Here is a 24,008-nt window from a genome sequence, read left to right as displayed (position 1 = left end):
ATCGGTTCTGGTATGCATATTGACAACCAGTTACCATTAATGGAAACTGGTTGTCATTGATGGAGATACAGATGACCGAAAGAACCGCAGAAGCCCAGGCCCTGACAGAGATCATGCTTGCCGTCTTCCGCATCAACGGACGGCTGCTCGAAGGCGGCGACCGGCTGGTCGCTCCGCTCGACCTGACCAGTGCCCGATGGCAGGTGCTCGGCGCCATTGCGTTGGCCGGCGAGCCGCGCACCGTTCCACAAGTCGGCGAAGCCATGGGCATGACCCGACAGGGCGCCCAGAAACAGGTGAACAAGCTGGAGGAAGATGGCTTCCTCGAATGCCGGCCCAATCCCCGGCACAAACGGTCGCCCTTCTATGCGCTGACCGACAAAGGCGCCTCCGCCTATCGCGCCGTCGACACGCTCTACAGCGCCTGGGCCAATGTGCTGGCGGACGGATTGCAGATGGAGCAACTGGAATCGGCCCTCGCACTCCTTTCCAATGTCGAGCACCGGCTCGAAACCGATACACATGTCAAAGGATCCGCCCCATGAAAGCCCGCATTCACGCAATCGCAGGGACCCTCGCGCTGGTCACCGTTGCAACCTTCCTCGTCTCGACCCTGGTTTCTGAACTCGCCCTAGGCCATGAAGCGGTGGCCGCGGTGAAGACCGCGATCCTCTACGGTGTCTGTCTGTTGATCCCGTTGATGGCGGCGACCGGCGGCAGCGGTTTCTCGCTTGCGTCGGGGCGGCAGGGTCCGCTGATCTACGCCAAGAAGCGCCGCATGCGCTTCATCGCCGCAAACGGCATTCTCATCATGCTGCCGGCCGCCGTCTTCCTGTCCGGCAAGGCATCGGCAGGCGCCTTCGATCAGGTTTTCTACATAGTCCAGGCCGTCGAAATCGCCGGCGGGGCGCTGCAGTTCTGTCTGCTCGGCCTGAATTTTCGCGATGGCCTGAAGATGACGGAGAAGAAGCGCCTCCTCGCACGCCGGAAGGCGCAGGGCACGCAATAGGAGGCGACAGCCTAGCCGGGCGGCCGCAAACGTATATGTGCCGGATCAGGCGACCCGGCACATCGACAAATTACTTCACGACGCTGATGAAGCTGTCCTTCGCCCGGCGAACCTTCTTGAGGTTCACCAGCCAATCGCCCTCTTCCTCACGATAGCCTATCGGCATGATGGTGACGGAGCGCAGGCCGCGCTCGCGCAGCCCCAGGATCTCGTCCAGTTTCGCGGCGTCGAACCCTTCCATCGGGGTTGCATCCACGCCTTCGAAGGCGGCCGCCGTAAGTGCCAGGCCGAAACCGATATAGGCCTGGCGCGCCGCATGCTCGAAGTTCACCTGCGGGTCGCGCGGAACATAGGTGTCGAGCAGCATCTTCCGGTAGTTTTCCCAACCCTCGTTGGTGAAGTCGCGTTCCTTGTTGACGAGATCGAACATCATGTTGATGCGCTCGGGCGTGTAGTTGTCCCAGGCCGCGAAGACCAGCAGATGCGAACCATCGGTGACCTGCGCCTGGTTCCAGGCAATTTCGCGAATCTTGGCACGCGTTTCCGGGTTGGTGACGACGATGATTTCGTAAGGCTGCAGACCGCTGGACGTCGGCGCCAGCCGGGCCGCCTCCAGAATGCGTTCGACCTTGTCGTCGGAAACGACCTTCGCGGGGTCCATCTTCTTGGTGGCGTAGCGCCAGTTGAGTTTTTCGAGAAGCACGGCTTGACCTTTCCTGGTTTCCGCGCGCCTCGCAACGGCCCCTTGGGAGGTCGGACTGAGCGGAGGCAACGCGTGGTATCGTTTGGTAACCAGGATCAAATAGGTAACTTGAAAAACCGCGCAAGAAGGCACATTTTTGTTACCAACCAGCGGGAGAAGAGGAATGCCGAAACACTATGATCCGGCCAAGTGCCAGACGGTCTGCGAGATGCTGTCACGCATCGGCGACAAATGGAGCGTGCTCGTCATCATGATCCTCGGCGACGGACCGACCCGTTTCAGCGACCTCAAGCGCGCGGTTGTCGGCATCTCGCAGCGGATGCTGACCCTGACCCTGCGCGCGCTGGAGAGAGACGGATTGGTCCGCCGGACCGTCTATCCGACCGTCCCGCCGCGGGTGGAATACGAGTTGACCGAACTCGGCCAGTCCCTTCGCGAGCCGATTCAGGCCATGGGCGGCTGGGTGTTTCGCAATCATGACCAGATCAAGGACGCTCGCGCCGAGTTCGACGCGCGGCATGCCGGGGAACGAGCCGACCCGAAAGTCGCACGCCTGGGGTGAGGCACGACGCCCGCCGGCGGCAGCAATGCTCGCCTGGCCTGTGGACAAGAGGGATAAGTCCCCATTTCCGCCGCTGAGGACGGCTGAGAGCAGAGTTGAGCCTGAGCGCTGTTGACAAGCCCGTTGCCGGAGAGTCTCATCAATCATCCCCTTTGAGCAATGTTTTTTTGCTGAAAGGACCGACATGCAAGATCCAACAATATCTCTCAAACTATTCGGCCTGATCGAAATATCCGGCTCAGGAATTCTCGGTGTGGTACTGGCTACGGCTCTAGCGCTACTCTACCTTTCTGGGCATCGGCGCCGCTGACATTGGTTTTCCATTGACACACTGTCGGGCTGCCACGGCGCAGCCTTAACCGGGACGTCAGCAATACCAACAACTGCCTGCCGGTAAAGCTGCGCGCCAGCCAGCCGCTCCCGACAACGACGTCATCAGGCTACACCGAGAACCTCACGCCTAGGACAGCAGCATAACTGTCTTTCACGAAGAGCCGGCTTCACTCCGCCCGATAGTTGCCCTTCGGGAATTCCCGCGACAATTCGCTGTACCACTTGCCGCTCTTCTTCACGGTACGGACCTGGGTATCGTAGTCGACATGGACGAGACCGAAACGCATCCGGTAACCTTCCGCCCATTCGAAATTGTCCATCAGGCTCCAGGCGAAATAGCCCCGCATCGGAAAACCGTCCTTGATCAGGTCGGCGACCACGCCGAGATGCTCGGCGTAGTAGTCGAGGCGCGGCTGGTCGTCGACCTCGCCGTTCTCGACGCCCATGTTGTAGCAGGCCCCGTTCTCGGTGATGTAGCAGACCGGCAGTTCGTAGCGATTGTAGAGACCTTCGACGAGCGACTTCAGCGCCGGAGCATAGACCTCCCAGCCGATGTCGGTCTTCACCTTGGAGACCGGCGGCGCATCGGCCGTCGCCGGAAATTCGGCGCCCGGCGTCGGATCGTCGGCGACGCGCATCGGCGTGTAATAGTTGAGCCCCCACCAGTCGAGTTTCTGGCCGATGATGGCCATGTCGCCGTCCTCGATCTTCGGCATGCGGTCGCCCAGCGCCGAGAGGAAGTCGACCGGATACTCGCCCTTGAACACCGGATCGAAGAACACGCCGTTGTGGAACTGGAAGGCCCGCTCGGCCGCCGCCGTATCGGCCGCGCTTTCGGAGGCAGCAATGACCGAATGCGCATTGAGCACCAGGCCCGCCGGCACCTGCGGCGCCACCTGCCGAATCGCGTCGATGCCGAGACCGTGGGCCAGATTGGTGTAGTGCAGCGCATGCAACGCCGCGTCCATGTTCCTCTCGCCGGGAGCGTGGATGCCGTAGAGATGGGAAAGCCAGACCGAACACCACGGCTCGTTGAAGGTCGCCACCGCATCGAGCCGGTCGCCGAGGCGGGCCATCACCACCTTGGCATAGCGCTGGAACGCATAGGCCGTCGAGCGCGCCGTCCATCCGCCTTCGCCCATCAGGGTCAGAGGCAGGTCCCAGTGGTAGAGCGTGGCGAATGCCTTGATGCCGCGGTCCTTCAGCCCGTCGATGAGCTTGTCGTAGAAATCGAGGCCCTTCTCGTTGATCCGTCCGGTGCCGTCCGGGATGATGCGCGGCCAGGCGATCGAGAAGCGGTAGGCCGAAACGCCCATCTCCTTGATGAGATCGAGATCAGCCTCCCAGCGATTGTAGTGATCGCAGGCGACGTCGCCATTGTGCCGGCCATAGACCCGCCCCGGCATGTTGGAGAACGCATCCCAGATCGACGGCTTGCGGCCATCGGCCTTCGACGCCCCTTCGATCTGGAACGAGGCGGTCGCGACGCCAAAGGTGAAATCGCCGGGAAAACGGGCGGCAAGGCTCTTCGGATCGATCATGGGAACTACTCGTCTTTGCTGATGCGCCACGCCGGCCTTGTCAGGCTCCAGCCCGGCGACGGATTTGGCCGCGCGCGGTTTAGACCAATCAAGCCCGAAGGTACAGGCCGGACCGCCGTTTTCTGCAACGTTTCAGAATTCGCGATCAACAAAACATCAATGAAAGGTGCCGCGGCAAGTAAAATCGCCGCGGCGCCTGTCGTCAGGGCTTTACCCAGGCCCCGTTCTGGCGCGACGACGCCACACAGGCCTCGACGAAGGCGACACCCTTCACGCCGTCGTCGATGGTCGGATAGGTGACCGCCGGATCGACCGGCGCGCCGGTTCTTGCCGCGTTGATCGCAGCCGCCGCTTCCGAATAGATCGTCGCGAAAGCCTCGAGATACCCTTCCGGATGACCGCTCGGGATGCGCGTCACGCGCTGGGCGGCGGCACCGGCACCCGCGCCGCCACGGGTGATCAGCTGCTTGGGCTCCCCGAGCCGGGTGAACCACAGATAGGTCGGGTCGGCCTGAACCCATTCGATGCCGGCCTTGGTGCCGTAGACGCGAACCTTGAGCCCGTTCTCATGCCCGACCGCGACCTGGCTGCACCACAGAAGACCCTTGGCAGGCATTCCGCCCCCCTTGGCCTTGAACCGCATCATCACATGGGCGTTGTCGTCGAGCTGCCGGCCGGCGACGAAGGTGTGCACGTCGGCGGCAAGTTCCTCGATCTCGAGCCCGGAGATGAAGCAGCCGAGATTGTAGGCATGCGTGCCGATGTCGCCGGTCGATCCGCCGGCACCCGACTGCTTGGGATCGGTCCGCCAGGCCGCCTGCTTCTGGCCAGTCTGCTCGATCGGTTCGGCCAGCCAGTCCTGGGGATATTCCATCTGCACCAGCCGGATCTCGCCAAGTTCACCTGACTGCACCAGCTCCCGCGCATGGCGCACCATCGGATAGCCGGTGTAGTTGTGGGTGAGCACGAAGAGTGCCTTCGAGGCGTCGGCGACGGCCTTGAGCTTCTTCGCATCCTCGAGATTGGAGGTCAGCGGCTTGTCGCAGATGACGTGGATACCGCGTTCGAGAAAGGCTTTCGCCGCCGGATAGTGCACGTGGTTCGGCGTCACGATCGACACGGCCTCGATGCCGTCGGCCCGAGCCGCCTCCTTTTCCGCCATTTCCTCGAACGAGCAGTAGCACCGATCGGGGTCGAGGCCGAGTTCGCGGCCCGAGGCCAGCGACTTCTCCGCCGTCGAGGACAGCGCGCCGGCCACCAGCTCGAAATGATCGTCGAGCCGCACCGCCATGCGATGCACGCCCCCGATGAAGGCACCCGAACCGCCCCCCACCATGCCGAGCCTGATTTTCGGGCTCCGTTCCCCGGCTTTGCTTCCTTCGATCGCCATGATGTTTTTCTCCCTGAAATGTTTGTTGTGCGGGGTTACCCCCCACTGTCACTCTCGTGACATCTCCCCCTCAAGGGGGGAGATTGCCCGAAGACGTTTCGCCTCGATTGAACTGCCGCCGACATCTCGGGAGCCGATCTCCCCCCTTGAGGGGGAGATGCCCGGCAGGGCAGAGGGGGGTGCCAGGTTGCCGGACGGACGAAGGCTTCAAATCCCCAGCATCCGCCGGTTTGCCGCATCGTCGGTGCCGCTCGAGGCGAAATCGTCGAAGGCGTGTTCCGTGACGCGGATGATATGCGCCTTGACGAATTCTGCGCCCTCGCGCGCGCCGTCTTCCGGGTGCTTCAGCGCGCACTCCCATTCGACCACGGCCCAGCCGTCAAAATCATTGGCTGCCATCTTGGAGAAGATCGCGCCGAAATCGACCTGGCCGTCGCCGAGCGAGCGGAAGCGGCCGGCGCGATTGACCCAGCCCTGATAGCCGCCATAAACGCCCTGCCGGCCGGTCGGATTGAACTCGGCATCCTTGACGTGGAACATCTTGATCCGGTCCTTGTAGATGTCGATGTTGTCCAGATAGTCGAGGCACTGCAGCACATAGTGCGAGGGATCGTAGAGCATGTTGGCGCGGGGATGGTTCTTCACCAGCTCGAGGAACATCTCGAAGGTCACGCCGTCATGCAGATCCTCCCCCGGATGGATTTCGTAGCAAACATCGACGCCCTGCTCCTCGGCATAATCGAGGATCGGCAGCCAGCGGCGAGCGAGTTCATCAAACGCGGTCTCGACCAGGCCCGCCGGGCGCTGCGGCCAGGGATAGACGAACGGCCAGGCGAGCGCGCCGGAGAAGGTCGCATGCGCCTTGATGCCGAGATTGCGCGACGCCTTCAGCGCGTACTTGACCTGCTGAACGGCCCATTCCTGCCGGGCCTTCGGATTGCCACGCACCTCAGGAGCGGCAAAACCGTCGAAGGCCTCGTCATAGGCCGGATGAACCGCCACCAGCTGGCCCTGCAGATGGGTGGAAAGCTCGGTGATCTCGACACCGTTCGCCCGCGCCACGCCGGCGAGCTCGTCGCAATAGTCCTTGGATTCTGCTGCCTTCTTGAGATCGATCAGCTGCCCGGCCCAGCTCGGCACCTGCACGCCGACATAGCCCTTTTCGGCGGCCCATTTCGTGATTGCATCCCAGGAATTGAAGGGAGCGGCATCGCCTGCAAACTGCCCGAGGAAGATGCCGGGGCCCTTGATCGTCTTCATGTATTCTCCTCCCAAAGAAAACTGTAACGTTGCCGTAGGCGTTTTAGCACGACAAAACCATCGCACAACGTGAAAAGCCGGAGATCGGCAGAGATTGAAAATGGCTCGCCGCGGCAGCATTCGCCGCCGCCTGTCGCCGGCCCCTCAAGGAAGGACCGGCGATCGTTCTGCTGAACCTGGTCTGGCCTGAGGGCTCAGAACGGCGAGTCGGGGAAGTAGTAGTTCTGCGCGTTGTCCTTGGTCACCAGCGTCGCATCGAGCGTGTAGGTACCATGAACCGGAACCTGGTCGTAGATCGCCGCGGCGGTCAGTTCCATGGCGGTGCCGACCATCGACGGCGGATAGAGCACGTCGACCGGGATCATCTTGTCGCCATCCATGACCTTCTTGATCATGTCCTTCGAACCGGCGCCGCCGACGACATACTTGATGTCGGTGCGCTTGGCCTGCTCGATCGCCTGCAGCACGCCGACGGCCATGTCGTCGTCCTGGCACCAGACCACGTCGATCTTCTGGTACTTGGTCAGGTAGTCCTGCATGACCTTGAAGGCGTCGTCGCGGTTCCAGTTGCCGAACTGGCGGTCGAGCACCTTGACGTTCGAACCGGCGATCGCCTTGTCGAAACCATCCTGGCGCTGCTGGTCGATCGGGATCGGCAGGCCGCGGATCACCACGACCTCGGCGTCGGGCGTGTTCTCCTTGATGTACTGGCCGGCCACCTCGCCGAGCGCCGGGTTGTTGCCGGCCACATAGAGGTCGCGCACGGTGCTGTCGTTGACGGACGGCGCGCGGTCGACGATCGACACGAAGGTCCCCTTGCCCTTCACTTCCTTGATGGCGTTGACCAGCGGGTCCGGATCGGTCGGCAGGATGACGAGCGCGTCGATGCCCTGCACCTCGAGATCCTGCAGCGCATTGGCCTGGGTCGCCGGATCGGGCGAGGTCTTGACCACAACCTTGAGGCCCGGATGCTCCTTCATCAGCAGTTCGGCCACGCGGTTGGCATGATAGACCACGCCTGCGGTCCAGCCGTGGTCGGCCGCCGGGATCGAAACCCCGATCGTCTTTTCTTCCTGCGCCTGGGCGACCCCGATCAGCGCCGTCATCGCAAGCGCGATGCCCATCAGTCTCTTGTGCATGTTTCTTCCTCCCATAATGCCGGGGTCCTTCGGCATCAGACCGGGCGACCCCTTGAGCCCGGCCCGTTCACGACCTGCGCGTCAGCGAGCGCTGGACGAGCATCGCGATGATGATGATCGAGCCCTGGATGGCGCCGATCAGGTATTCGCTGATGAAGTTGGAAAGCAGCATGATGTTGCCGACAAGTTCGAGGATGAAGGCGCCGCAGATCGTTCCCCAGACGCGCCCTGCCCCGCCTTTCAGCGCCGTGCCGCCGACCACGACCGCGGTGATGGCCTGCAGCTCCCAGAGAATGCCGGTGGTCGCCGAGGTGGAGCCCAGCCGCGGCACGTAGAGGAGGACGGCGATGGCGACGCAGAGCCCCTGGATGACGAAGGCGATGGTACGGACCCGGTCGACCGCGATGCCCGAATAGCGCGCCACGTCCCGGTTCGAACCGACCGCCACTACATGCCGGCCATAGCGGGTGCGATAGAGGATGAAGGCGGCGATTGCCGTGACGATCAGGATCACCAGGATCGGCACCGGCAGGCCGAGCACGGAGCCGAAATAGGCCGGCCGGTAGAGCGTTTGCAGATCCGGAGAGCTGAGCGTGATCGCGCCGCCCTGGCTCAGCCAGGTGGTCAGCCCGCGATAGATGCCCATCGTGCCGAGCGTGGCGATAAAGGGCTCGATCCGCCCGACCGTGGTGATGAGGCCATTGGCCAGTCCGCAGGCCCCGCCGATCACCACCGCAAGCACGACGGCCGCCGTCAGCATCAGCGACGGATCGGCGATCGCGCCCGAGTTCATGAACAGGATCATCAGGCTCGCAACGAAGGCGACCATCGAGCCGACGGAAAGGTCGAGATCGCCCGACGAGATCACGAAGGTCGCGCCGACGGCGATGATGGCAATGAAGGCCGAGCGCGTCGCGACATTGGCAAGATTGGTGAGCCCGATGAAGTTCGGATTGACCAGCGCGCCGATGACGAGCAGCAGCGCAAGCGCCGCGAACGGCGCGACGGCTCTCAGATCGACGTCCCGCCACAGCCTGTGCCGCTGGACCTGGGGTTCGGGGCTACCGTTGACAGACATGTTCAATCTCGACCTCCCGGCGATCCGGTCGCGGATCGCCCTCCTTCTTCTTCCCGTGCCGCAGTCGCGCCTCAGGCGCTTGCCTGCCGCCGCAACCCTGCCGCATAGCGCATGATCATCTGTTCGGAGATCTCCTCTCCCTCCAGCATCCCGACCATGCGGCCCTCCCTCATCACGGCGACGCGCGTGCAGAGGCCGATGACCTCCGGCATCTCGGAGGACACCACGATGATCGAGCGGCCCTCGCGGGCCAGCGCTGCGATGAAATGGTAGATCTGCTGCTTGGTCCCGACGTCGATGCCGCGTGTCGGTTCGTCGATGATGATGATCTCGGGCTCGGTTTCCATGATCTTGGCCAGCAGAAGCTTCTGCTGGTTGCCGCCGGACATGCGCCCGACCCGCACCTTTTCGTCGCGCACCCGGATGTCGAAGCGACGCTTGGCGCGCGCCATGGCATTGGCCTCGCTCGCTGGATCGAGATAGCCGTGCCGCACATGGCGCTCGATCGACTGCAGTGTCAGGTTCGCCGTCATGCCCTCGCCGAGCAACAGTCCCTTGCCCTTGCGATCCTTGGTCATGTAGGCGAGCCCACGCCGGTTGGCCTCGCGGAAATCACCGGGCGGCAGGACCTGCCCCTTGACGCGCACTTCGCCCGCAAGGCGCGGACGCAAACCCGCGACCGCTTCCATCAGCTCGCTGCGCCCCGACCCGATCAGCCCCGAAAAGCCGAGCACCTCGCCCTTGCGCAGCTCGAAGCTCGCATCGCGCACATAGCCGGTGGAAAGCCCCGCAACCGACATAACGACCTCCTCGTCGACATTCGGCTCGTGCTTCGTCGGATAGAGGCTCGAAAGCTCGCGACCGACCATCAGCTGGGCAATCGCTTCGCCATCGAGCAGCGATGTCGGCGCCGTCTTGATCCACTGGCCGTCGCGCAGCACGGTGACCCGGTCGGTCAGCTCCATCACCTCGTCGAGCTTGTGCGACACGAAGACGAAGCTCGTGCCTGCGTCGCGCAGCTTGCGCACCTGGTCGAAAAGGATGTCCGTCTCCTCGCGCGACAGCACGGCTGTCGGCTCGTCCATGAAAACGACGCGCGCATCGCGGCTGATCGCCTTGGCGATTTCCACCATCTGCTTGTCGGCAACGGCGAGCGAGCTGATCAGCGCGTCCTCGTCGATATGCGAGCCGAGCTGGTCGAGAACCCGGCGCGTCTCCGCGCGCATGAAACGTCGGTCGAGCACGCCGAAACGCGTGACTTCGCGACCGAGGTACAGGCTCTCGGTGACGGTCAGATTCTCGGCAAGATTAAATTCCTGGTGGATCAGGACGATCCCGAGCGCTTCGGCTGCACCATTGGCGGGAAGCGTCACCGGCTGGCCGTCGAGCAGCAGCCTCCCCGAGGTTGGGTTTTCAAAGCCGGACAGGATCTTGACCAGCGTCGACTTGCCGGCTCCGTTTTCGCCCACCAGCGCATGAACCTCGCCCGGCAGCACGTCGAAATCCACGCTGAAGAGCACCTGCACTTCGCCGAAAGACTTCGAGATTCGCTCGGCCGCAAGCACAGCCGTGCGCGGCGCGTCACCACCCAGTGTCATGCTGTCCTCCCGCGGCTCCTCAACCGCTTATGTCGTTTTGTGTAAACCTTTACATCATTCATGTAAAGGTTTACATCGAGCTTTATTGGGGATTGTTCCATCCCGTTCCGCTTTCGCGGTTGCGGGGCTGCCGAATTGGCCGCAAGCCATTCAAAACCCAAGGGAACGGGGCCTTTCAGCCGTGTCGAATTCCACGCCTGCCACGATCGAAGATGTCGCCCGCCTCGCGGAAGTGTCCATCGCGACGGTCAGCCGTGCCATCCACACGCCGGAAAAGGTGGCGAAGACCACCCGCCAGCGCGTCAACCAGGCGATCGCCATCACCGGCTACACCACCAACGCCATGGCCCGCTCGCTGCGCATGGGCCGCTCCAACATGATCCTGGTGCTCGCGCCCGACATCGGCGATCCGAACTTTTCCAGCATCCTCGTCGGCCTTGAAAATGAAGCCCGTGCCCATGGCTACGGCGTGCTGATCGGGCATACCCAGAACGACCCGGAACGCGGGCTTGAATATCTGAAGTTCCTCAGTTCCAGCCAGGCCGCCGGCATGGTGCTTTTCACCGGCCACGAACCCTTCGGCCATCAGGCGATGACCCAGCGCCTGCCGCCCTCCGTCGCCGTCTTCGAGCCGGTCTTCGGCAGCACCATTTCCTATGTCGGCGTCGACGACACCGCAGGCGCCCGCAAGGCCGCCGAATACCTGCTCGCCTCCGGCCACCGCTCGATCGCCTTCGTCGGCGAATCGAAGACCAGGCTTGGCCATGTCCGCCGGCGCAAGGGATACGACATGGCGCTCGATGCCGCCCGCATCCCGCCGGAACACCGCATGATCATCGACGGCGAAGGCTCGATCGAAAGCGGTCGCCTGGCGGTCGAGCAGCTCTTCATGCGCGACACCCTGCCGACCGCTTTCATGTGCGTCAACGACGCTACCGCCGTCGGCGTGATGAACGGTCTTGCCGCACGCGGCTACGACCTGCCGCGCGACTTCTCCGTCATCGGCTTCGATGACGTGCCGCAGGCGACCTACATGAACCCGGCGCTCACCACCGTCCGCCAGCCCCGGACCGCGATCGGCAAACAGGCCATGGCCCTGCTTCTCGAAACGCTCGCCACGCCGCGGGCGGAAAAACGCGAGATCCTGATCATGCCGGACCTGATCGTGCGGGGATCGGTCATGGCACCTGGGAAGAAGTAAAGGGCGAGCGACGCGGATCGGCAATGACGGCATCAGTATGCCCGTCTCTGTTCCGAAGAACCCATTCATATGCTATGGTGTGGCATGTCGCGCACCACAGCTATAGCGAGAGCAGAGGACTATTTCGATTCAGGCGCTTTGCGCAGTGACTTGGCTCGCCGGGTGGGGATACCGAGCGAGAGCCAGAACCCTGAAAGGGCTGCAGCGCTTGTTGACTATATCGAAACCGAGTTGAAGCCGACCTTTGAAGCACTGGGCTTCGTCTGCCATACCCTCCACGAGGGCGATTGGCCTTTCCTTCTGGCAGAACGCCTAGAGGACGAAAGCCTTCCCACGGTGCTCGGCTACGGGCATGGAGATGTCATTCGCGGGCTTGACGACGCCTGGGACGACGGCCTTTCTCCCTGGCAGATGGCTGAACGCGACGGCCGGTGGTACGGTCGCGGCGTTGCAGACAACAAGGGCCAGCATTCGATCAATATCGGTGCACTTGCAGCGGTGCTCGAGACCCGCGGCAGACTTGGCTTCAATGCCAAATACCTGATTGAAATGGGCGAAGAGAGAATTTCGCCAGGGCTTCGGGAGCTCGCTGTCAGACACAAGGCGCTGTTGCGGGCGGACGTCCTTATTGCGTCGGACGGGCCACGACTGACAGCGGGGCGCCCGACCATCTTTCTTGGCTCGCGCGGAGCCGTCAGCTTCAATATGTGGATTGACGCCCGCAGTGGTGGTCATCACTCAGGCAACTGGGGCGGCCTGCTTTCCGACCCCGCCATCCAGCTTGCCCATGCGATTGCGACCATTGCTGGACCGACAGGGCAAATTCAAGTTCCGGAATGGCTGCCATCAGGTGGAATTCCCGCAAATGTGCGCCGCGTCCTGGCGGACTGCGAAATTGACGACAGTGGCGAAGAGCCGAAGATCGATCCCCTTTGGGGAGAGCCGGACCTGACGGCGGCCGAAAAATTGTTCGCCTGGAGTTCATTCGCGGTTCTGGCTTTCGAAGCTGGCAATCCGAAAACGCCGGTTGGGGCGATTGCCCCCCGAGCATGGTCGCGGTGCCAGTTGCGGTTCGTCGTCGGAGTGGACCCCGACGACATCCTCCCCGCCCTTCGAAGACACCTCGACCGCAATGGCTTTACCAATGTCGAGATCGTCCAGGCGAGCGACGAGGTCTTCCCAGCAACAAGGCTGGACCCTGATCATCCATGGGTTCATTGGACCGTGAACTCGATCGAACGGACGACCGGCGAGAAGCCGGCAATACTGCCGAATCTCGGCGGATCTTTGCCGAACGACGTATTCATGGAGGTTCTGGGACTTCCTACCATCTGGGTTCCGCATTCTTATCCCAAGTGCTCGCAACATGCGCCAAACGAGCATATTCCCCTCGCGATTGTCCGCCAGGGACTGGCGTTGATGGCGGGACTTTATTGGGACCTTGGTGAGCCCGGGGTTCCGGCAGATGGTAGGAAGGGTGGCCACGAAGGCGAGATCACTGCAGTCTCGTAGAGACCCCTACTCACGGCACAAACGCAAGAAAGCCGGAGCACTTCCATGCCCCGGCCACCTTCCTGCAATCGACGGATGCCTTACACATACCGATTGACGACGTTCTCCAGCAGTTCCTGCTTGCCCGACTTCGGCTGCGGATTGATGTCCCCCGCCGAAACCCGGGAGGCGATTGCGTCGAGGCTTTCCTCGCCGCGCAGCATCTTCTGGTTTTCCGCACTCCCCCAGCCGGCATAGCGAGCGTCGAGCGGCGCCGACAGCGCCTTGTCCTCGATCATCTTCGCTGCAGCCTTCAGACCCCGGGCGCAGCAATCCATGCCACCGATATGGCCGATCAGCAGGTCTTCCGGATCGAGCGACTGGCGGCGCAGCTTGGCGTCGAAATTCGTGCCGCCCGTCGAGAAGCCGCCGCCGGCGAGGACCTGGTAATAGGCCAGCGCCATTTCCGGCACGTTGTTGGGGAACTGGTCGGTATCCCAGCCCGACTGATAGTCGTTGCGGTTCATGTCGATCGAGCCGAAGATGCCGAGCGCGTTGGCGAGCGCCAGTTCGTGCTCGAAGGAGTGGCCGGCAAGGATCGCGTGGCCCTGCTCGATATTGACCTTCACTTCCTTCTCAAGGCCGTAGTTCTTCAGGAAGCCGTAGACGGTGGCGACGTCGTAGTCGTACTGATGCTTCGACGGCTCCTGCGGCTTCGGCTCGATCAGGATCGTGCCCTTGAAGCCGATCTTGTGCTTGTACTCGACCACGAGGTTGAGGAAGCGGCCCATCTGGTCCATTTCCTTCTTGAGATCCGTGTTGAGCAGCGTCTCGTAGCCTTCGCGGCCACCCCACAGCACGTAGTTCTCGCCGCCGAGCTTCTGGGTCGCGTCGATGCAGGTCTTCACGGTTGCGGCGGCAAAGGCAAAGACGTCCGGGTCGGGATTGGTGGCGGCACCCGACATGTAGCGGCGATGCGAGAAGAGATTGGCCGTACCCCATAGCAGCTTGACGCCGGTCGCCGCCTGCTTCTCGGCGAAGTAGTCGACGATCTCCTCGAGGTTTCGCGTGTTCTCCGCGAAGTTCCGGCCCTCCGGACGCACATCCGCATCATGGAAGCAGTAGTAGGGCGTGCCGAGCAACTGAAAGAATTCGAAAGCGACGTCGGCCTTCAGCTTGGCTGCGTCCATCGTGTCCTTGAACCAGGGACGCTCGAAGGTATTGCCGCCGAACGGATCGGTGCCCGGCCAGGTGAAGGTGTGCCAGTAGGCAATCGCAAAGCGCAGATGGTCTTCCATCCGCTTGCCCATGACCAATTCGTCCGGGTTGTAGTGGCGGAAGGCCAGCGGATTGGTGCTGTCCGGGCCTTCATACTTGATCTTCTGGGTATTGCCGAAAAAGCCAGTCGACATGGGGTGTCTCCTCCTTGGTGTGTATTCGCTGAATTGTAATGGCACCGGGTGGGGTTCCCCCTCACCCTGCCCTCTCCCCGCTGGGGAGAGGAGAATGTCGGCGCGTGCCGCTTGTCTCTTCTCCCCGGCGGGGAGAAGGTGCCGGCAGGCGGATGAGGGGGCGTCAGCTGCCGAGGGAGCGGATCGCCGGATAAAGCGCCCGGTAGCGCCAGTAAGCCGCCTCATAGGCCGAGGTCAGGGCACTCACCGGCTCCACCGTCTCCGCAGTCGCCGGCGCCGTGCAGACCGAAAGCGGATCCGCTCCGCTCGCCGCGATCAGCCCGAGCCGCGCGGCACCGAAGGCGGCGCCGAAATCTCCGTCGGCGGGGATGTCGACGGGCACACCGAGTGCCGTTGCGATCGAGGCAAGCCAGTAGCGCGAGCGCGAACCGCCGCCGATCGCGGTCACCCGCTCGATCGTCGTTCCCGCCGATTTCAGCGCCTCGAGATTGTCGCGAATGGCAAAGCTCACCCCTTCGAGCACAGCCTGCGTCAGCACGGCGCGCGAACTCTCGTGGCCAAGACCGATGAAGGCGCCGCGGATCTTCGCGTCGTTGTGCGGCGTGCGTTCGCCGGAAAGATAAGGCAGGAAGGTCACGCTGCCGGGCGCCTTCAGTTCGTCGCCGAGTTCTGACGTCAGTTCGCCGGCCGACCGGCCGGTGACGCCGCTATGCCAGTTGAGCGCGTCGGTCGCCGAGAGGATGACGCCCATCTGGTGCCAGGTGTCGGGCAGCGCATGGCAGAAGGCATGCACCGCGCTTTCCGGCTTCGGCAAATAGGTGGCATTCGCGGCAAACAAGACGCCCGAGGTGCCGAGCGAAACGAAGGCCTGGCCTTCGGCAACGGTGCCCATGCCGCAGGCGGACGCCGCATTGTCCCCTGCCCCGCCGGCAACGACAACGCCCGACCCCATGCCCCATTCGGCGGCGAGTGCGTCCCGCAGGCTGCCGGCAACATCGGTGCCCTCGACCAGCCCCGGCATCTGCGCCTCGCTGAGGCCGGTTGCCGCCAGAAGTTCCGACGACCAGCGGCGGGCTCCGGTATCGAGCCAGGACGTGCCTGCCGAGTCCGACATATCGGAGAGATATTCACCGGTCAGCCAGAGCCGCAGAAAGTCCTTCGGAAGCAGAACTTTGGCGACCCGCGCAAAAACGTCCGGCTCGTGCTTCGCCACCCAGGCGAGCTTCGGCGCCGTGAAGCCGGGAAAGACGATATTGCCGGTGAGAGCCCGGAAACGCGGGTCGGCATCAAGCGCGGCGGCCTCGACATGGCTGCGCGTGTCGTTCCACAGAATGCAGGGCCGGAGCACCTGATCGGCGGAATCGATCAGCGTCGCTCCATGCATGTGGCCGGAAAGCCCGATGCCGCGGACCGCCGCGAGTTCACGTCCGTGCGAAGCTTTGAGGCCGGAGACCGCCTCACGCGTCGCGCGTATCCAGTCGAGCGGATCCTGCTCCGACCAGCCGGGATGCGGCCGCGAAACGTCGAGCGCGCCGTGACCGACGCCGATCACCCGCTGGTCGGCGTCGATCAGCATCGCCTTGACACCCGAGGTGCCGAGATCAAGCCCGAGATACATGTCCGTCTCCTTGCTGCTGCCTCACGGCAGATTGTCCTTCAGAAAGATGTCGATGCGGATGCGCTCCTGGCCGGCGAGCAGCGGCGCCCCGTCGGCCTTCGCCTTCAGCACCCGGATGGCGCTGCGCACCTCGTGCCCCGCATCCTGGTTGAGCACGGCGTCGATCAGGCCTACGTCGAGCGCTTCCCGGGTCGTGCCCGTCAGCTCGTGGGCGACCACCGCAATCCGGTCGCGCCGTGGCGCCGACCTGAGCGCTGCGAGAAGGCCGCGATTGCCGGCCCCGAGGCTGTAGATTCCGGAAATATCGCCTCTTCGATCGAGTTCGGCGCCAAGCAGCCGTTCCACCACCGCCGGATCGTCGCGCCCCTCGATCGCATCGAGCACGGTCAGATGCGGATAGTCCTTAGCCATCACTGCCCGAAACCCCTCGAGACGTTCCCGGTGATCCCGCACCAGAAGCGAACCGGCGACCACCGCAATCGAACTCGGCTCTCGGCCGACGAAGCGACCGAGAAGGCTCGCTGCGGTCCGTCCTGCGGCAAGATTGTCGATCCCGGCAAAGTGACTGCGGCGCGACGTCGGCAGATCCGACACCAGCGTCACCACGGGGATACCCGCCTCGACCAGCCGGTCCACGGCAGCAACCACGTCCGGTGCGTCGACAGCCACCAGCGCGACGCCGGCCGGCTTCTCGTCGATCAATGCGTCGAGCGCCCGCACCAGAGCATCCGCGTCGAAGGGCGGCACCTTGACGATGCTGATCGCCGTACGCTCGACCGGCGCCCGGGCTATTGCCTCGCGGACCTCGGCCTCGAGATCGCGCATGAAGGAATTGTCATTGGCCGGCAGCACGAAGGTCAGCGGATAGACCCGGCCCTTGGCGAGGTTGGCCGCAGCGACGTCGCGCACGAAACCGAGCGTGCTGACCGCCGCCTCGACCTTGTCGCGGGTGCGCGCGCTGACCCCCGGCCGGCGGTTCAACACCCGGTCTACGGTCGCCAGGCTGACGCCGGCGACGGCGGCAATATCATGGACTGTGGGCTTCATTCTTCCTCCGCGCATCCTCGTAGCGGAGATTTTGAGGTACGTAAATCATTTTTCGATGTACGTACCTCAGATTTCCCCGAACGAAGAGGACCGTCTTCCGTGGGGGGAAGGCGGTCCTCGGCGCTGCGGTGGATTTCGGAAAGATCTTACGGGGCTAGTGGCCGGAGCCTGCAGGCGCCGCTCCGGCAGGTTTCTTGATCAGCAAGGTCAGGAACACCAGCGAGGAGAAGAGCAGAGTGAGCCCCATGAACACGTCCATGAAGGAGAGCATCCAGGACTGCTGGGTGATCACGCCGGACAGTTTCTTGATCGCGACCGCCGTGCCGTCGAGACCGTAGCTGTCGTAATTTGCGCCGACACTGGCGAGCCAGTCGAGCGCTGCGCGGTTGCCCCAGTCGGCATGCTCGGAAAGCCGCGCATAGTGCTCGTCGGAACGCTGTGTCAGCATCGTGTTGATGATCGCCAGACCGACGGCACCGCCGAGATTGCGGGTCAGGTTGAAGAGGCCCGAGGCGTTCTTGATGCGGTCCGGCGGCAGGGTACCGAGCGCGATGTTGTTGATCGGCACCATGCACAGCATCAGCGAGCAACCGCGCAGGATCTGCGGCAGGAGGAGCTCGTAGAAATCCCAGTCCGCCGTCATGTAGGTCATCGTGTAGGTACCGGCGGCAAATCCGGCAAAGCCGATCATCATCATGACCCGCGGATCGAGCTTGTTCGACAGCGCACCTGCCACCGGCGCTGTGAGGAACATGGCCGCCCCCGAGACGAACATGGTCTCGCCGATCATCATCGAGTCATAGCCGCGGATCCGGCCGAGATAGACCGGATAGAGATAGGTCAGGCCATAGAGGCCGACGCCCATGACGAAGGAGAACAGCGAGCCGAAGGCGAAATTGGCGTTGGAAAACGCCCTGAGGTCGACGACCGGGAACTCCACCTTGAAGGCCCTGAGAAAGAAGAAGAAACCGCCGACGACCATGATCACGGTGCCGACGACGATGTGCCCGTCGTTGAACCAGTCCTTGTTGTTGCCCTCTTCCAGCACGTATTCCATCGTGCCGAGGAAGAGCGCCATCCACAAAAGCCCCCACCAGTCGAACTTCCTGAGCAGGTGCAGGTTCGGCTTGTCGAAGTCGATCAGGCTCCAGGTGACGGCCGTCACGATGATCCCCGGCACGACGTTGATCAGGAACAGCCAGTGCCAGGACATGGCATGGCTGATATAGCCGCCGATGGTCGGACCGATGGTCGGCGCAAGCGTCGCCACAAGGCCGACGATCGGCGAGACGATGTTGCGCTTCGACGGCGGGAAAATGGTGAACGCGGCCGCGAAGACCGAAGGGATCATACCGCCGCCGATGAAGCCCTGGATCGCGCGGTAGATGATCATCTGCTCGATGTTCGTGGCCGTCGCAGCAAGGGCGCTGGCGATGGTGAAACCGGCGGCCGAGAAGGCGAACAGCACGCGCGTCGAGAGGATGCGCGCGAGCGCCCCCGACAGCGGGATCATGATGACTTCGGCGATCAGATAAGACGTCTGGACCCAGGCGATTTCGTCCGAGCCGGCGCCGAGGCCGGCCTGGATTTCCGCGAGCGAAGCCGAAACGATCTGGATGTCGAGGATCGACATGAACATGCCGAACACCATCGCGAAAAAGGCGATGATGCGCTTCGGATCCATCCGCTCTTCGGCGGCCGGCAACGCCATCGATCCGGCTGCCGTCGTTCCCGCTGCCGCCATTGTCCTGTCCTCTGGCCTTCGCTTACTTCGCCGCCAACGCGGCACCCTCAGGCGCCGTGCGCGTGTCGACGTCGACGATGACGCTGAGACCGGCGCGCAGGTGGCCTTCCTTCAGCACCTCGTCGGGGATCGCGATGCGAACCGGCACGCGCTGTACGACCTTGGTGAAGTTGCCCGTGGCGTTCTCCGCCGGCAGCATCGAGAAGACTGCACCCGAAGCCGGCGAGATGGAGGTTACCGTGCCTTCGATCGTCTTGTCGCCATAGGCGTCGACATGAATGCCGACCTTGGAGCCGGGAACCAGCTTGGCGATCTGCGTTTCCTTGAAATTGGCCTCGATGTAGAGCTCCTGCACCGGAACCAACGCGGCGAGCCGCTTTCCGGCAGAGACGAGATCGCCAGTCTGCACGGCGAGGTTGCCGACGACGCCGTCGTAAGGTGCCTTCAGGACCGTGAAACCGAGATCGCGTTCAGCCTTCTCGAGAGCAAGTTCTGACGTACGGATCCCAGCATCCGCTTCGGCGCGCTGCGCGCGAAGCACGGCAATATTGGCTTCTGCAGCCGCGATGTTGGCGTCCGCACCGATGAGATTGGCCCGCGCCTGGTCAAGCTGCGTCTTGGCGCTGTCGAGATCGGCGGTCGAGGCGACGCTCTGCGCCTGCAGGCCGCTGACGCGCTTGAAGGACAGCTCGGCAAGGTCGAGGCTGGCGGCCGCGGCCTGCTTCTGGGCATTGGCCTGGGCAAGCGTGGCTTCGGCACCCTTGGTCTGGGCATCGATGCGATCGAGCGTCAGGTGCTGGACGGCAATCTGTGCCTTGGCCTGGTCGACGGCGATCCGGTAGTCGCCGTCGTCCAGCGTGACGAGGCGGTCGCCCGCCTTGACCAGCTGGTTGCTCTTTACGTCAACCGATTTCACATAGCCGCCGACCTTCGGCGAAACGATGGCGATGTCACCTTCGATATAGGCATCTTCGGTCGACACCATGAACCGGCCCTCGGTCCACCAGCCATAGCCGTACCAGCCCGCACCGGCGACGAGCGCGGCAAGGATCACCGGCAAGACCGGATTGCGGCGCTTCTTTGCGGCCGGAGCGGCCGGGGCCTCGGTGGTGGCATGGCTCTGTGCAGCGTCGGCACGCGCTTCGAGAGCGGCGCCTTCGCGCTCGGTCGTCTGCTGGTCGTCGACGTTGACGGCGCGAACTGCGCTTGTCCTTTGAGATGAAGACATATTCAAACCATTCGGTGGCGGATGACAGAAATCGAACTGAACCGTTCGGTTCGATTGACTTAGAGCCTCTCTTAACACATATCAAGGGGGAGAAAGCCCCGAGTGTGTATCAAGTGGGCAACTGAAGTTAATTTTCGGATAGTGTATGACCCGACAACCCAAAAAGGTCGAGCGACCACCGGTTCCAGATTTCCCCTACCCGGTCTTGCCGAGCCGGTTCCCGGCCGGCGGAGATCCCGTCAAGCGCGGGCAGATCCTCGATGGCGCCAAGACTGTCTTCATGAAGATGGGCTTCGACGCGGCGAGCATGAACGACGTGACGCGGGAAGCCGGCGTCTCGAAGGGAACCATCTATGTGTACTTCGACAGCAAGGAAGACTTGTTCGCCGCGCTGATCGAGCGAGAGAAGGGCCTCTTCACCGAAGCGCTGCGCGGCCTGCTTGCCGAATGCAACGATGCGGCCGAGGGCCTGCAGAGCTTTGCCGACGCTTTCGTCCACCAGATCATCGAGACGGACATGATCCCCGCCATGCGCACGGTGCTCGGCGTCGTCGACCGCATGCCGGGCCTCTGTCACCGCTTCCTGGCCAGCACGCCTGCCAATGCGCGCAGCGTCCTTGAGGATTTCATCCGCCGCCAGATCGACAGTGGCGCACTCGTCACAGACGACCCCGATCTCGCCGCCCGCCAGTTCATAGATCTGTCGACCGGAACTTTCTTCAAGCAGCGCCTGTTCGGCGAGATGCGCATCAGCCCGCCCCAGTCGGAAATCGACCGGGTAACCGCGAGCGCGGTGCGCGTCTTCATGGCAGCCTATGGTGCGAAGGCACCTGCGAACGGCCAATAGCGACCGGAAACCAACTTTTTGTTCCCTGAAAGCGCCGGGGCCTTGCCGCGGCGCAGAGCTTGCTCCATTTGTTGGCTTCGGCCCGACACTGCTAACCGGAAAGAGCTCATGCAGGAAATCACTGCTCTCCTACAGGATCCCGCCGCCTGGATCGCCCTGATCACCCTCGTGGTCATGGAAGTCGTCCTCGGTATCGACAACCTGGTCTTCATCTCCATCCTGACCAACAAGCTGCCGCCAGAGCAACGCCAGACGGCGCGTCGCGTCGGTATCGGCCTTGCGCTCGTCATGCGCCTTGCCCTGCTCGGCACCATCGCCTGGATCGTCAAGCTCACCACGCCGCTTTTCGAAGCCTTCGGGCACGGCTTCTCGTGGAAGGACCTGATCCTCATTGCCGGTGGCCTTTTCCTCGTCTGGAAGGCAACCAAGGAGATTCACCACAACGTCGACCCGATCGATCATGAGGAAGACTTCATCGCATCCTCCAAGTCGGGCACGATGACCGCCGCGATCGGCCAGATCCTGTTGCTCGACCTCGTTTTTTCCGTCGACAGCATCATCACCGCCGTCGGCATGACCGAGCACCTGCCGATCATGGTCGCCGCCGTGGTCATCGCGGTCACCGTCATGCTGGTTGCCGCGACCCCGCTCGCCAACTTCATCGAGAAGAACCCGACGATCGTCATGCTGGCGCTCGGCTTCCTTCTGATGATCGGTACGACGCTGATCGCCGACGGCATGGGCTTCCACGTTCCCAAGGGATACGTCTATGCGGCAATGGCCTTCTCGGGCCTCGTCGAGGTATTGAACATGATGGCCCGACGCAAGAAGCAGGCCGAAAGAGCCGCGAAGGCGACAAAGCACTGATCGGCAGGATCCCGCCGTTCGTTCAGGAAGGCCCGCGCATCGTCGCGGGCCTTTCCATTTGAGGCGTGACCGCAAACAAGGGAACAATCACCCGCATCAAGCATTGACTGGCGATTGCCCGCCTTCCCGCATGTCTTCCTGCCCTCTTCACATGACCGGAGTTCCATGACCACCGAGCAGCTCCTCGCCTTCGCCGTCATCGCCGCGATGATGATCGGCTTTCTCTGGGACCGGCTGCGCTACGATGTGGTCGCTTGCCTGACGCTGGTCCTCGCCGTCGTGCTCGGCCTCGTACCGCCGGAAAAGGCCTTTTCCGGATTCAGCGACGACATCGTCATCATCGTCGGCAGCGCCCTGGTGGTCAGCGCCGGCGTCGCCCGATCCGGCATCGTCGACATGGCGATCAAACGGTTCTTCCCGTCGCTGAAATCCCTGCGCGCCCAGATGCTGCTTCTGCTCGTCACGGTCACCGTGCTCTCCGGCTTCATCAAGAACATCGGGGCGCTCGCGATCATGATGCCGGTCGCCTTCCAGTTCGCTCGCCGCTCGAACACCTCCCCCTCCGTCTTCCTGATGCCCATGGCATTCGGAGCCTTGCTCGGCGGCCTCGTCACCCAGATCGGCACCTCGCCCAACATCGTCGTGTCGCGACTGCGCGAGGAGATCACCGGTGAGGCCTTCACGATGTTCGACTTCACCCCGGTGGGCGCAGCACTGGCCGTCACGGGCATTCTGTTCCTGATATTCTTCTACTGGCTTGTACCCCGACGCGAGAACCAGAACCCCTCGCTGCAGGAAGCGCTCGAAAACTCGGCCTTTGCCACAGAGGCGACGATCGCCAGACAATCGCCTTTCATCGGCAAGACTCTGAACGAACTGCTCGGATTGGCGGCCGGCGAGGTGATCGCGACCACGATCCTGCGCGGCCACACCCGCATCTCTCCCTTTCCCGACGTCGTCCTGAAGGAAAACGATGCCATCATGCTCGAAGGCCCGTCCGAAGCCCTCGACCAGATCGTCTCCCAGGCAAAGCTCGCGCTCTCCGGCAAGGCACTTGAGAAGTCCGACATGCCGCCGGGCGAGATCACCGCGATCGAAGCCGTGGTCAGCCACGAGTCGGCGTTAATCGGGCTCTCGGCCCGCGAGCTATCGCTCCACAACACCTATGGCGTCAACCTGCTCGCCGTCAGCCGCAAGGGTAAGCGCATCCGCGAGCGTCTCGGGGAGCTGGTGCTGCGCCCCGGCGATGTGGTGGTGCTGCAGGGACAAAGACAGTCGCTGCCCGGCCTGATGCTCGAACTCGGCTGCCTGCCGCTCGCCGAACGCGAGATCCTGCTCGGCACCACGCGCAACGCGGTCGTCCCGCTCGTCATCCTCGTCGCGGCGATGGGCGCGACGGCGTTCGGCCTCGCCCCGGTCGCCGTGGCCTTCTTTGCAGCGGCACTCGCCATGGTGCTTTTCAAAGTCATTCCGCTCAGCGAGATCTACCGCGCCGTCGACGGCCCGATCCTTGTGATGCTCGCAGCCCTGATCCCTGTGAGCGACACCCTGCGCACGACGGGCGCGAGCGACGTGATTGCCGCCTGGCTGGGCGCCGCCGCCGATGGCCTGCCCGCCTATGGCGCTCTCGCCCTAATTCTTGTGACCGCGATGGCCGTGACACCCTTCCTCAACAACGCCGCCACCGTTCTCGTCATGGCCCCGATTGCCGCAAGCTTCGCCGCCGGCCTGGGCTACCGGCCGGATGCCTTCCTGATGGCGGTCGCGATTGGGGCCGGCTGCGACTTCCTCACCCCGATCGGGCATCAGTGCAACACGCTGGTGATGGGTCCGGGCGGGTATCGTTTCAGCGACTATCCGCGCCTCGGACTACCGCTTTCGTTTCTCATCATCGCCGTGTCGATCCCGATGTTGCTGCTCGTATGGCCGGTTGCCTGAAA

The 24,008-nt window shown here is 63.2% G+C and carries 20 protein-coding genes; 8 read left to right on the top strand and 12 right to left on the bottom strand.

All coding sequences use genetic code 11. The features are described from left to right. Positions 1 to 71 precede the first annotated feature (71 nt). Together HHL25_RS00160 and HHL25_RS00155 are read left to right on the top strand one after the other, a co-directional pair. Positions 72 to 545: a MarR family winged helix-turn-helix transcriptional regulator gene (locus tag HHL25_RS00160; protein WP_169586090.1), complete on the top strand. Its 474-nt coding sequence runs from the start codon at positions 72 to 74 to the stop codon at positions 543 to 545. Next, entirely contained in the window at positions 542 to 1,009 is a 468-nt protein-coding gene (locus HHL25_RS00155; RefSeq protein ID WP_169586088.1) for a hypothetical protein, read from the top strand. Before HHL25_RS00160 ends, HHL25_RS00155 begins: the two co-directional genes overlap by 4 nt. A gap of 70 nt (positions 1,010 to 1,079) precedes the next feature. Here HHL25_RS00155 and HHL25_RS00150 read toward each other — a convergent pair whose 3' ends face one another. Continuing rightward, positions 1,080 to 1,712, bottom strand: a complete 633-nt coding sequence (locus tag HHL25_RS00150; protein ID WP_169586086.1) for an NAD(P)H-dependent oxidoreductase — start codon at positions 1,710 to 1,712, stop codon at positions 1,080 to 1,082. 163 nt (positions 1,713 to 1,875) lie between these two features. On the opposite strand from HHL25_RS00150, the gene HHL25_RS00145 reads away from it, so the two are divergent. Continuing rightward, positions 1,876 to 2,274 carry a winged helix-turn-helix transcriptional regulator gene (locus HHL25_RS00145; RefSeq protein ID WP_169586084.1) on the top strand — a complete coding sequence of 133 codons (399 nt, stop codon included), beginning with the start codon at positions 1,876 to 1,878 and terminating at the stop codon, positions 2,272 to 2,274. Positions 2,275 to 2,774: 500 nt separating this feature from the next. Here the strand turns inward: HHL25_RS00145 and HHL25_RS00140 are convergent, their stop codons facing one another. From HHL25_RS00140 to HHL25_RS00115, 6 genes are all read right to left on the bottom strand, one after another. Continuing rightward, a complete protein-coding gene (locus HHL25_RS00140) occupies positions 2,775 to 4,148 on the bottom strand; it encodes a GH1 family beta-glucosidase (protein WP_169586082.1) in 1,374 nt (457 codons plus the stop codon). A 202-nt stretch (positions 4,149 to 4,350) separates the two neighbouring features. Continuing rightward, entirely contained in the window at positions 4,351 to 5,538 is a 1,188-nt protein-coding gene (locus HHL25_RS00135) for a Gfo/Idh/MocA family protein (RefSeq protein ID WP_169586080.1), read from the bottom strand. Positions 5,539 to 5,745: 207 nt separating this feature from the next. Continuing rightward, on the bottom strand, positions 5,746 to 6,798 hold the full coding sequence (locus HHL25_RS00130) for a sugar phosphate isomerase/epimerase family protein (RefSeq protein ID WP_169586079.1): 1,053 nt from the start codon (positions 6,796 to 6,798) through the stop codon (positions 5,746 to 5,748). A 194-nt stretch (positions 6,799 to 6,992) separates the two neighbouring features. Then, on the bottom strand, positions 6,993 to 7,937 hold the full coding sequence (locus tag HHL25_RS00125; RefSeq protein WP_169586077.1) for a substrate-binding domain-containing protein: 945 nt from the start codon (positions 7,935 to 7,937) through the stop codon (positions 6,993 to 6,995). A gap of 67 nt (positions 7,938 to 8,004) precedes the next feature. Next, positions 8,005 to 9,015, bottom strand: coding sequence for an ABC transporter permease (locus HHL25_RS00120; protein WP_169589483.1), 1,011 nt, complete (start codon positions 9,013 to 9,015; stop codon positions 8,005 to 8,007). A 71-nt stretch (positions 9,016 to 9,086) separates the two neighbouring features. Beyond that, on the bottom strand, positions 9,087 to 10,613 hold the full coding sequence (locus HHL25_RS00115; protein WP_169586075.1) for a sugar ABC transporter ATP-binding protein: 1,527 nt from the start codon (positions 10,611 to 10,613) through the stop codon (positions 9,087 to 9,089). Positions 10,614 to 10,794: 181 nt separating this feature from the next. Between HHL25_RS00115 and HHL25_RS00110 the strand changes: the two genes are divergently transcribed. Together HHL25_RS00110 and HHL25_RS00105 are read left to right on the top strand one after the other, a co-directional pair. Continuing rightward, positions 10,795 to 11,814: a LacI family DNA-binding transcriptional regulator gene (locus HHL25_RS00110; RefSeq protein ID WP_169586073.1), complete on the top strand. Its 1,020-nt coding sequence runs from the start codon at positions 10,795 to 10,797 to the stop codon at positions 11,812 to 11,814. Between the two features lie 84 nt (positions 11,815 to 11,898). Further along, complete coding sequence (locus tag HHL25_RS00105) at positions 11,899 to 13,326, top strand: M20 family metallopeptidase (protein ID WP_169586071.1); 1,428 nt, start codon at positions 11,899 to 11,901, stop codon at positions 13,324 to 13,326. An 80-nt stretch (positions 13,327 to 13,406) separates the two neighbouring features. Here the strand turns inward: HHL25_RS00105 and xylA are convergent, their stop codons facing one another. From xylA to HHL25_RS00080, 5 genes are all read right to left on the bottom strand, one after another. After that, a complete protein-coding gene (gene xylA, locus HHL25_RS00100) occupies positions 13,407 to 14,717 on the bottom strand; it encodes a xylose isomerase (RefSeq protein ID WP_169586070.1) in 1,311 nt (436 codons plus the stop codon). Between the two features lie 163 nt (positions 14,718 to 14,880). Continuing rightward, on the bottom strand, positions 14,881 to 16,335 hold the full coding sequence (xylB, locus tag HHL25_RS00095) for a xylulokinase (protein WP_169586068.1): 1,455 nt from the start codon (positions 16,333 to 16,335) through the stop codon (positions 14,881 to 14,883). A 21-nt stretch (positions 16,336 to 16,356) separates the two neighbouring features. Then, a complete protein-coding gene (locus HHL25_RS00090; RefSeq protein WP_169586066.1) occupies positions 16,357 to 17,382 on the bottom strand; it encodes a LacI family DNA-binding transcriptional regulator in 1,026 nt (341 codons plus the stop codon). A 154-nt stretch (positions 17,383 to 17,536) separates the two neighbouring features. Then, on the bottom strand, positions 17,537 to 19,126 hold the full coding sequence (locus HHL25_RS00085; protein WP_169586064.1) for a DHA2 family efflux MFS transporter permease subunit: 1,590 nt from the start codon (positions 19,124 to 19,126) through the stop codon (positions 17,537 to 17,539). A gap of 22 nt (positions 19,127 to 19,148) precedes the next feature. After that, positions 19,149 to 20,354 (bottom strand): HlyD family secretion protein, encoded by a 1,206-nt coding sequence (locus HHL25_RS00080; RefSeq protein ID WP_169586062.1) that lies wholly within the window; start codon positions 20,352 to 20,354, stop codon positions 19,149 to 19,151. Positions 20,355 to 20,499: 145 nt separating this feature from the next. Between HHL25_RS00080 and HHL25_RS00075 the strand changes: the two genes are divergently transcribed. The 3 genes from HHL25_RS00075 (at position 20,500) to HHL25_RS00065 (ending at position 24,006) form a co-directional block, all read left to right on the top strand. Next, complete coding sequence (locus tag HHL25_RS00075; protein WP_169586060.1) at positions 20,500 to 21,201, top strand: TetR/AcrR family transcriptional regulator; 702 nt, start codon at positions 20,500 to 20,502, stop codon at positions 21,199 to 21,201. 108 nt (positions 21,202 to 21,309) lie between these two features. Continuing rightward, positions 21,310 to 22,068 (top strand): TerC family protein, encoded by a 759-nt coding sequence (locus HHL25_RS00070; protein WP_169586059.1) that lies wholly within the window; start codon positions 21,310 to 21,312, stop codon positions 22,066 to 22,068. Between the two features lie 165 nt (positions 22,069 to 22,233). Continuing rightward, positions 22,234 to 24,006 (top strand): SLC13 family permease, encoded by a 1,773-nt coding sequence (locus HHL25_RS00065; RefSeq protein ID WP_169586057.1) that lies wholly within the window; start codon positions 22,234 to 22,236, stop codon positions 24,004 to 24,006. Positions 24,007 to 24,008 lie beyond the last annotated feature (2 nt).

This window comes from Rhizobium terricola (assembly GCF_012927355.1).
Taxonomy (GTDB): domain Bacteria; phylum Pseudomonadota; class Alphaproteobacteria; order Rhizobiales; family Rhizobiaceae; genus Allorhizobium; species Allorhizobium terricola.
This window is presented reverse-complemented; position numbering and strand designations above follow the sequence as displayed.

What these genes read in the sequence shown, in the direction of transcription:
- HHL25_RS00160 (WP_169586090.1), top strand. Translation starts at nt 72, where the DNA reads ATGACCGAAAGAACCGCAGAAGCCCAGGCCCTGACAGAGATCATGCTT.
- HHL25_RS00155 (WP_169586088.1), top strand. Translation starts at nt 542, where the DNA reads ATGAAAGCCCGCATTCACGCAATCGCAGGGACCCTCGCGCTGGTCACC.
- HHL25_RS00145 (WP_169586084.1), top strand. Translation starts at nt 1,876, where the DNA reads ATGCCGAAACACTATGATCCGGCCAAGTGCCAGACGGTCTGCGAGATG.
- HHL25_RS00140 (WP_169586082.1), bottom strand. Translation starts at nt 4,148, where the DNA reads ATGATCGATCCGAAGAGCCTTGCCGCCCGTTTTCCCGGCGATTTCACC.
- HHL25_RS00135 (WP_169586080.1), bottom strand. Translation starts at nt 5,538, where the DNA reads ATGGCGATCGAAGGAAGCAAAGCCGGGGAACGGAGCCCGAAAATCAGG.
- HHL25_RS00130 (WP_169586079.1), bottom strand. Translation starts at nt 6,798, where the DNA reads ATGAAGACGATCAAGGGCCCCGGCATCTTCCTCGGGCAGTTTGCAGGC.
- HHL25_RS00125 (WP_169586077.1), bottom strand. Translation starts at nt 7,937, where the DNA reads ATGCACAAGAGACTGATGGGCATCGCGCTTGCGATGACGGCGCTGATC.
- HHL25_RS00120 (WP_169589483.1), bottom strand. Translation starts at nt 9,015, where the DNA reads ATGTCTGTCAACGGTAGCCCCGAACCCCAGGTCCAGCGGCACAGGCTG.
- HHL25_RS00115 (WP_169586075.1), bottom strand. Translation starts at nt 10,613, where the DNA reads ATGACACTGGGTGGTGACGCGCCGCGCACGGCTGTGCTTGCGGCCGAG.
- HHL25_RS00105 (WP_169586071.1), top strand. Translation starts at nt 11,899, where the DNA reads ATGTCGCGCACCACAGCTATAGCGAGAGCAGAGGACTATTTCGATTCA.
- xylA (WP_169586070.1), bottom strand. Translation starts at nt 14,717, where the DNA reads ATGTCGACTGGCTTTTTCGGCAATACCCAGAAGATCAAGTATGAAGGC.
- xylB (WP_169586068.1), bottom strand. Translation starts at nt 16,335, where the DNA reads ATGTATCTCGGGCTTGATCTCGGCACCTCGGGTGTCAAGGCGATGCTG.
- HHL25_RS00090 (WP_169586066.1), bottom strand. Translation starts at nt 17,382, where the DNA reads ATGAAGCCCACAGTCCATGATATTGCCGCCGTCGCCGGCGTCAGCCTG.
- HHL25_RS00085 (WP_169586064.1), bottom strand. Translation starts at nt 19,126, where the DNA reads ATGGCGGCAGCGGGAACGACGGCAGCCGGATCGATGGCGTTGCCGGCC.
- HHL25_RS00080 (WP_169586062.1), bottom strand. Translation starts at nt 20,354, where the DNA reads ATGTCTTCATCTCAAAGGACAAGCGCAGTTCGCGCCGTCAACGTCGAC.
- HHL25_RS00075 (WP_169586060.1), top strand. Translation starts at nt 20,500, where the DNA reads ATGACCCGACAACCCAAAAAGGTCGAGCGACCACCGGTTCCAGATTTC.
- HHL25_RS00070 (WP_169586059.1), top strand. Translation starts at nt 21,310, where the DNA reads ATGCAGGAAATCACTGCTCTCCTACAGGATCCCGCCGCCTGGATCGCC.
- HHL25_RS00065 (WP_169586057.1), top strand. Translation starts at nt 22,234, where the DNA reads ATGACCACCGAGCAGCTCCTCGCCTTCGCCGTCATCGCCGCGATGATG.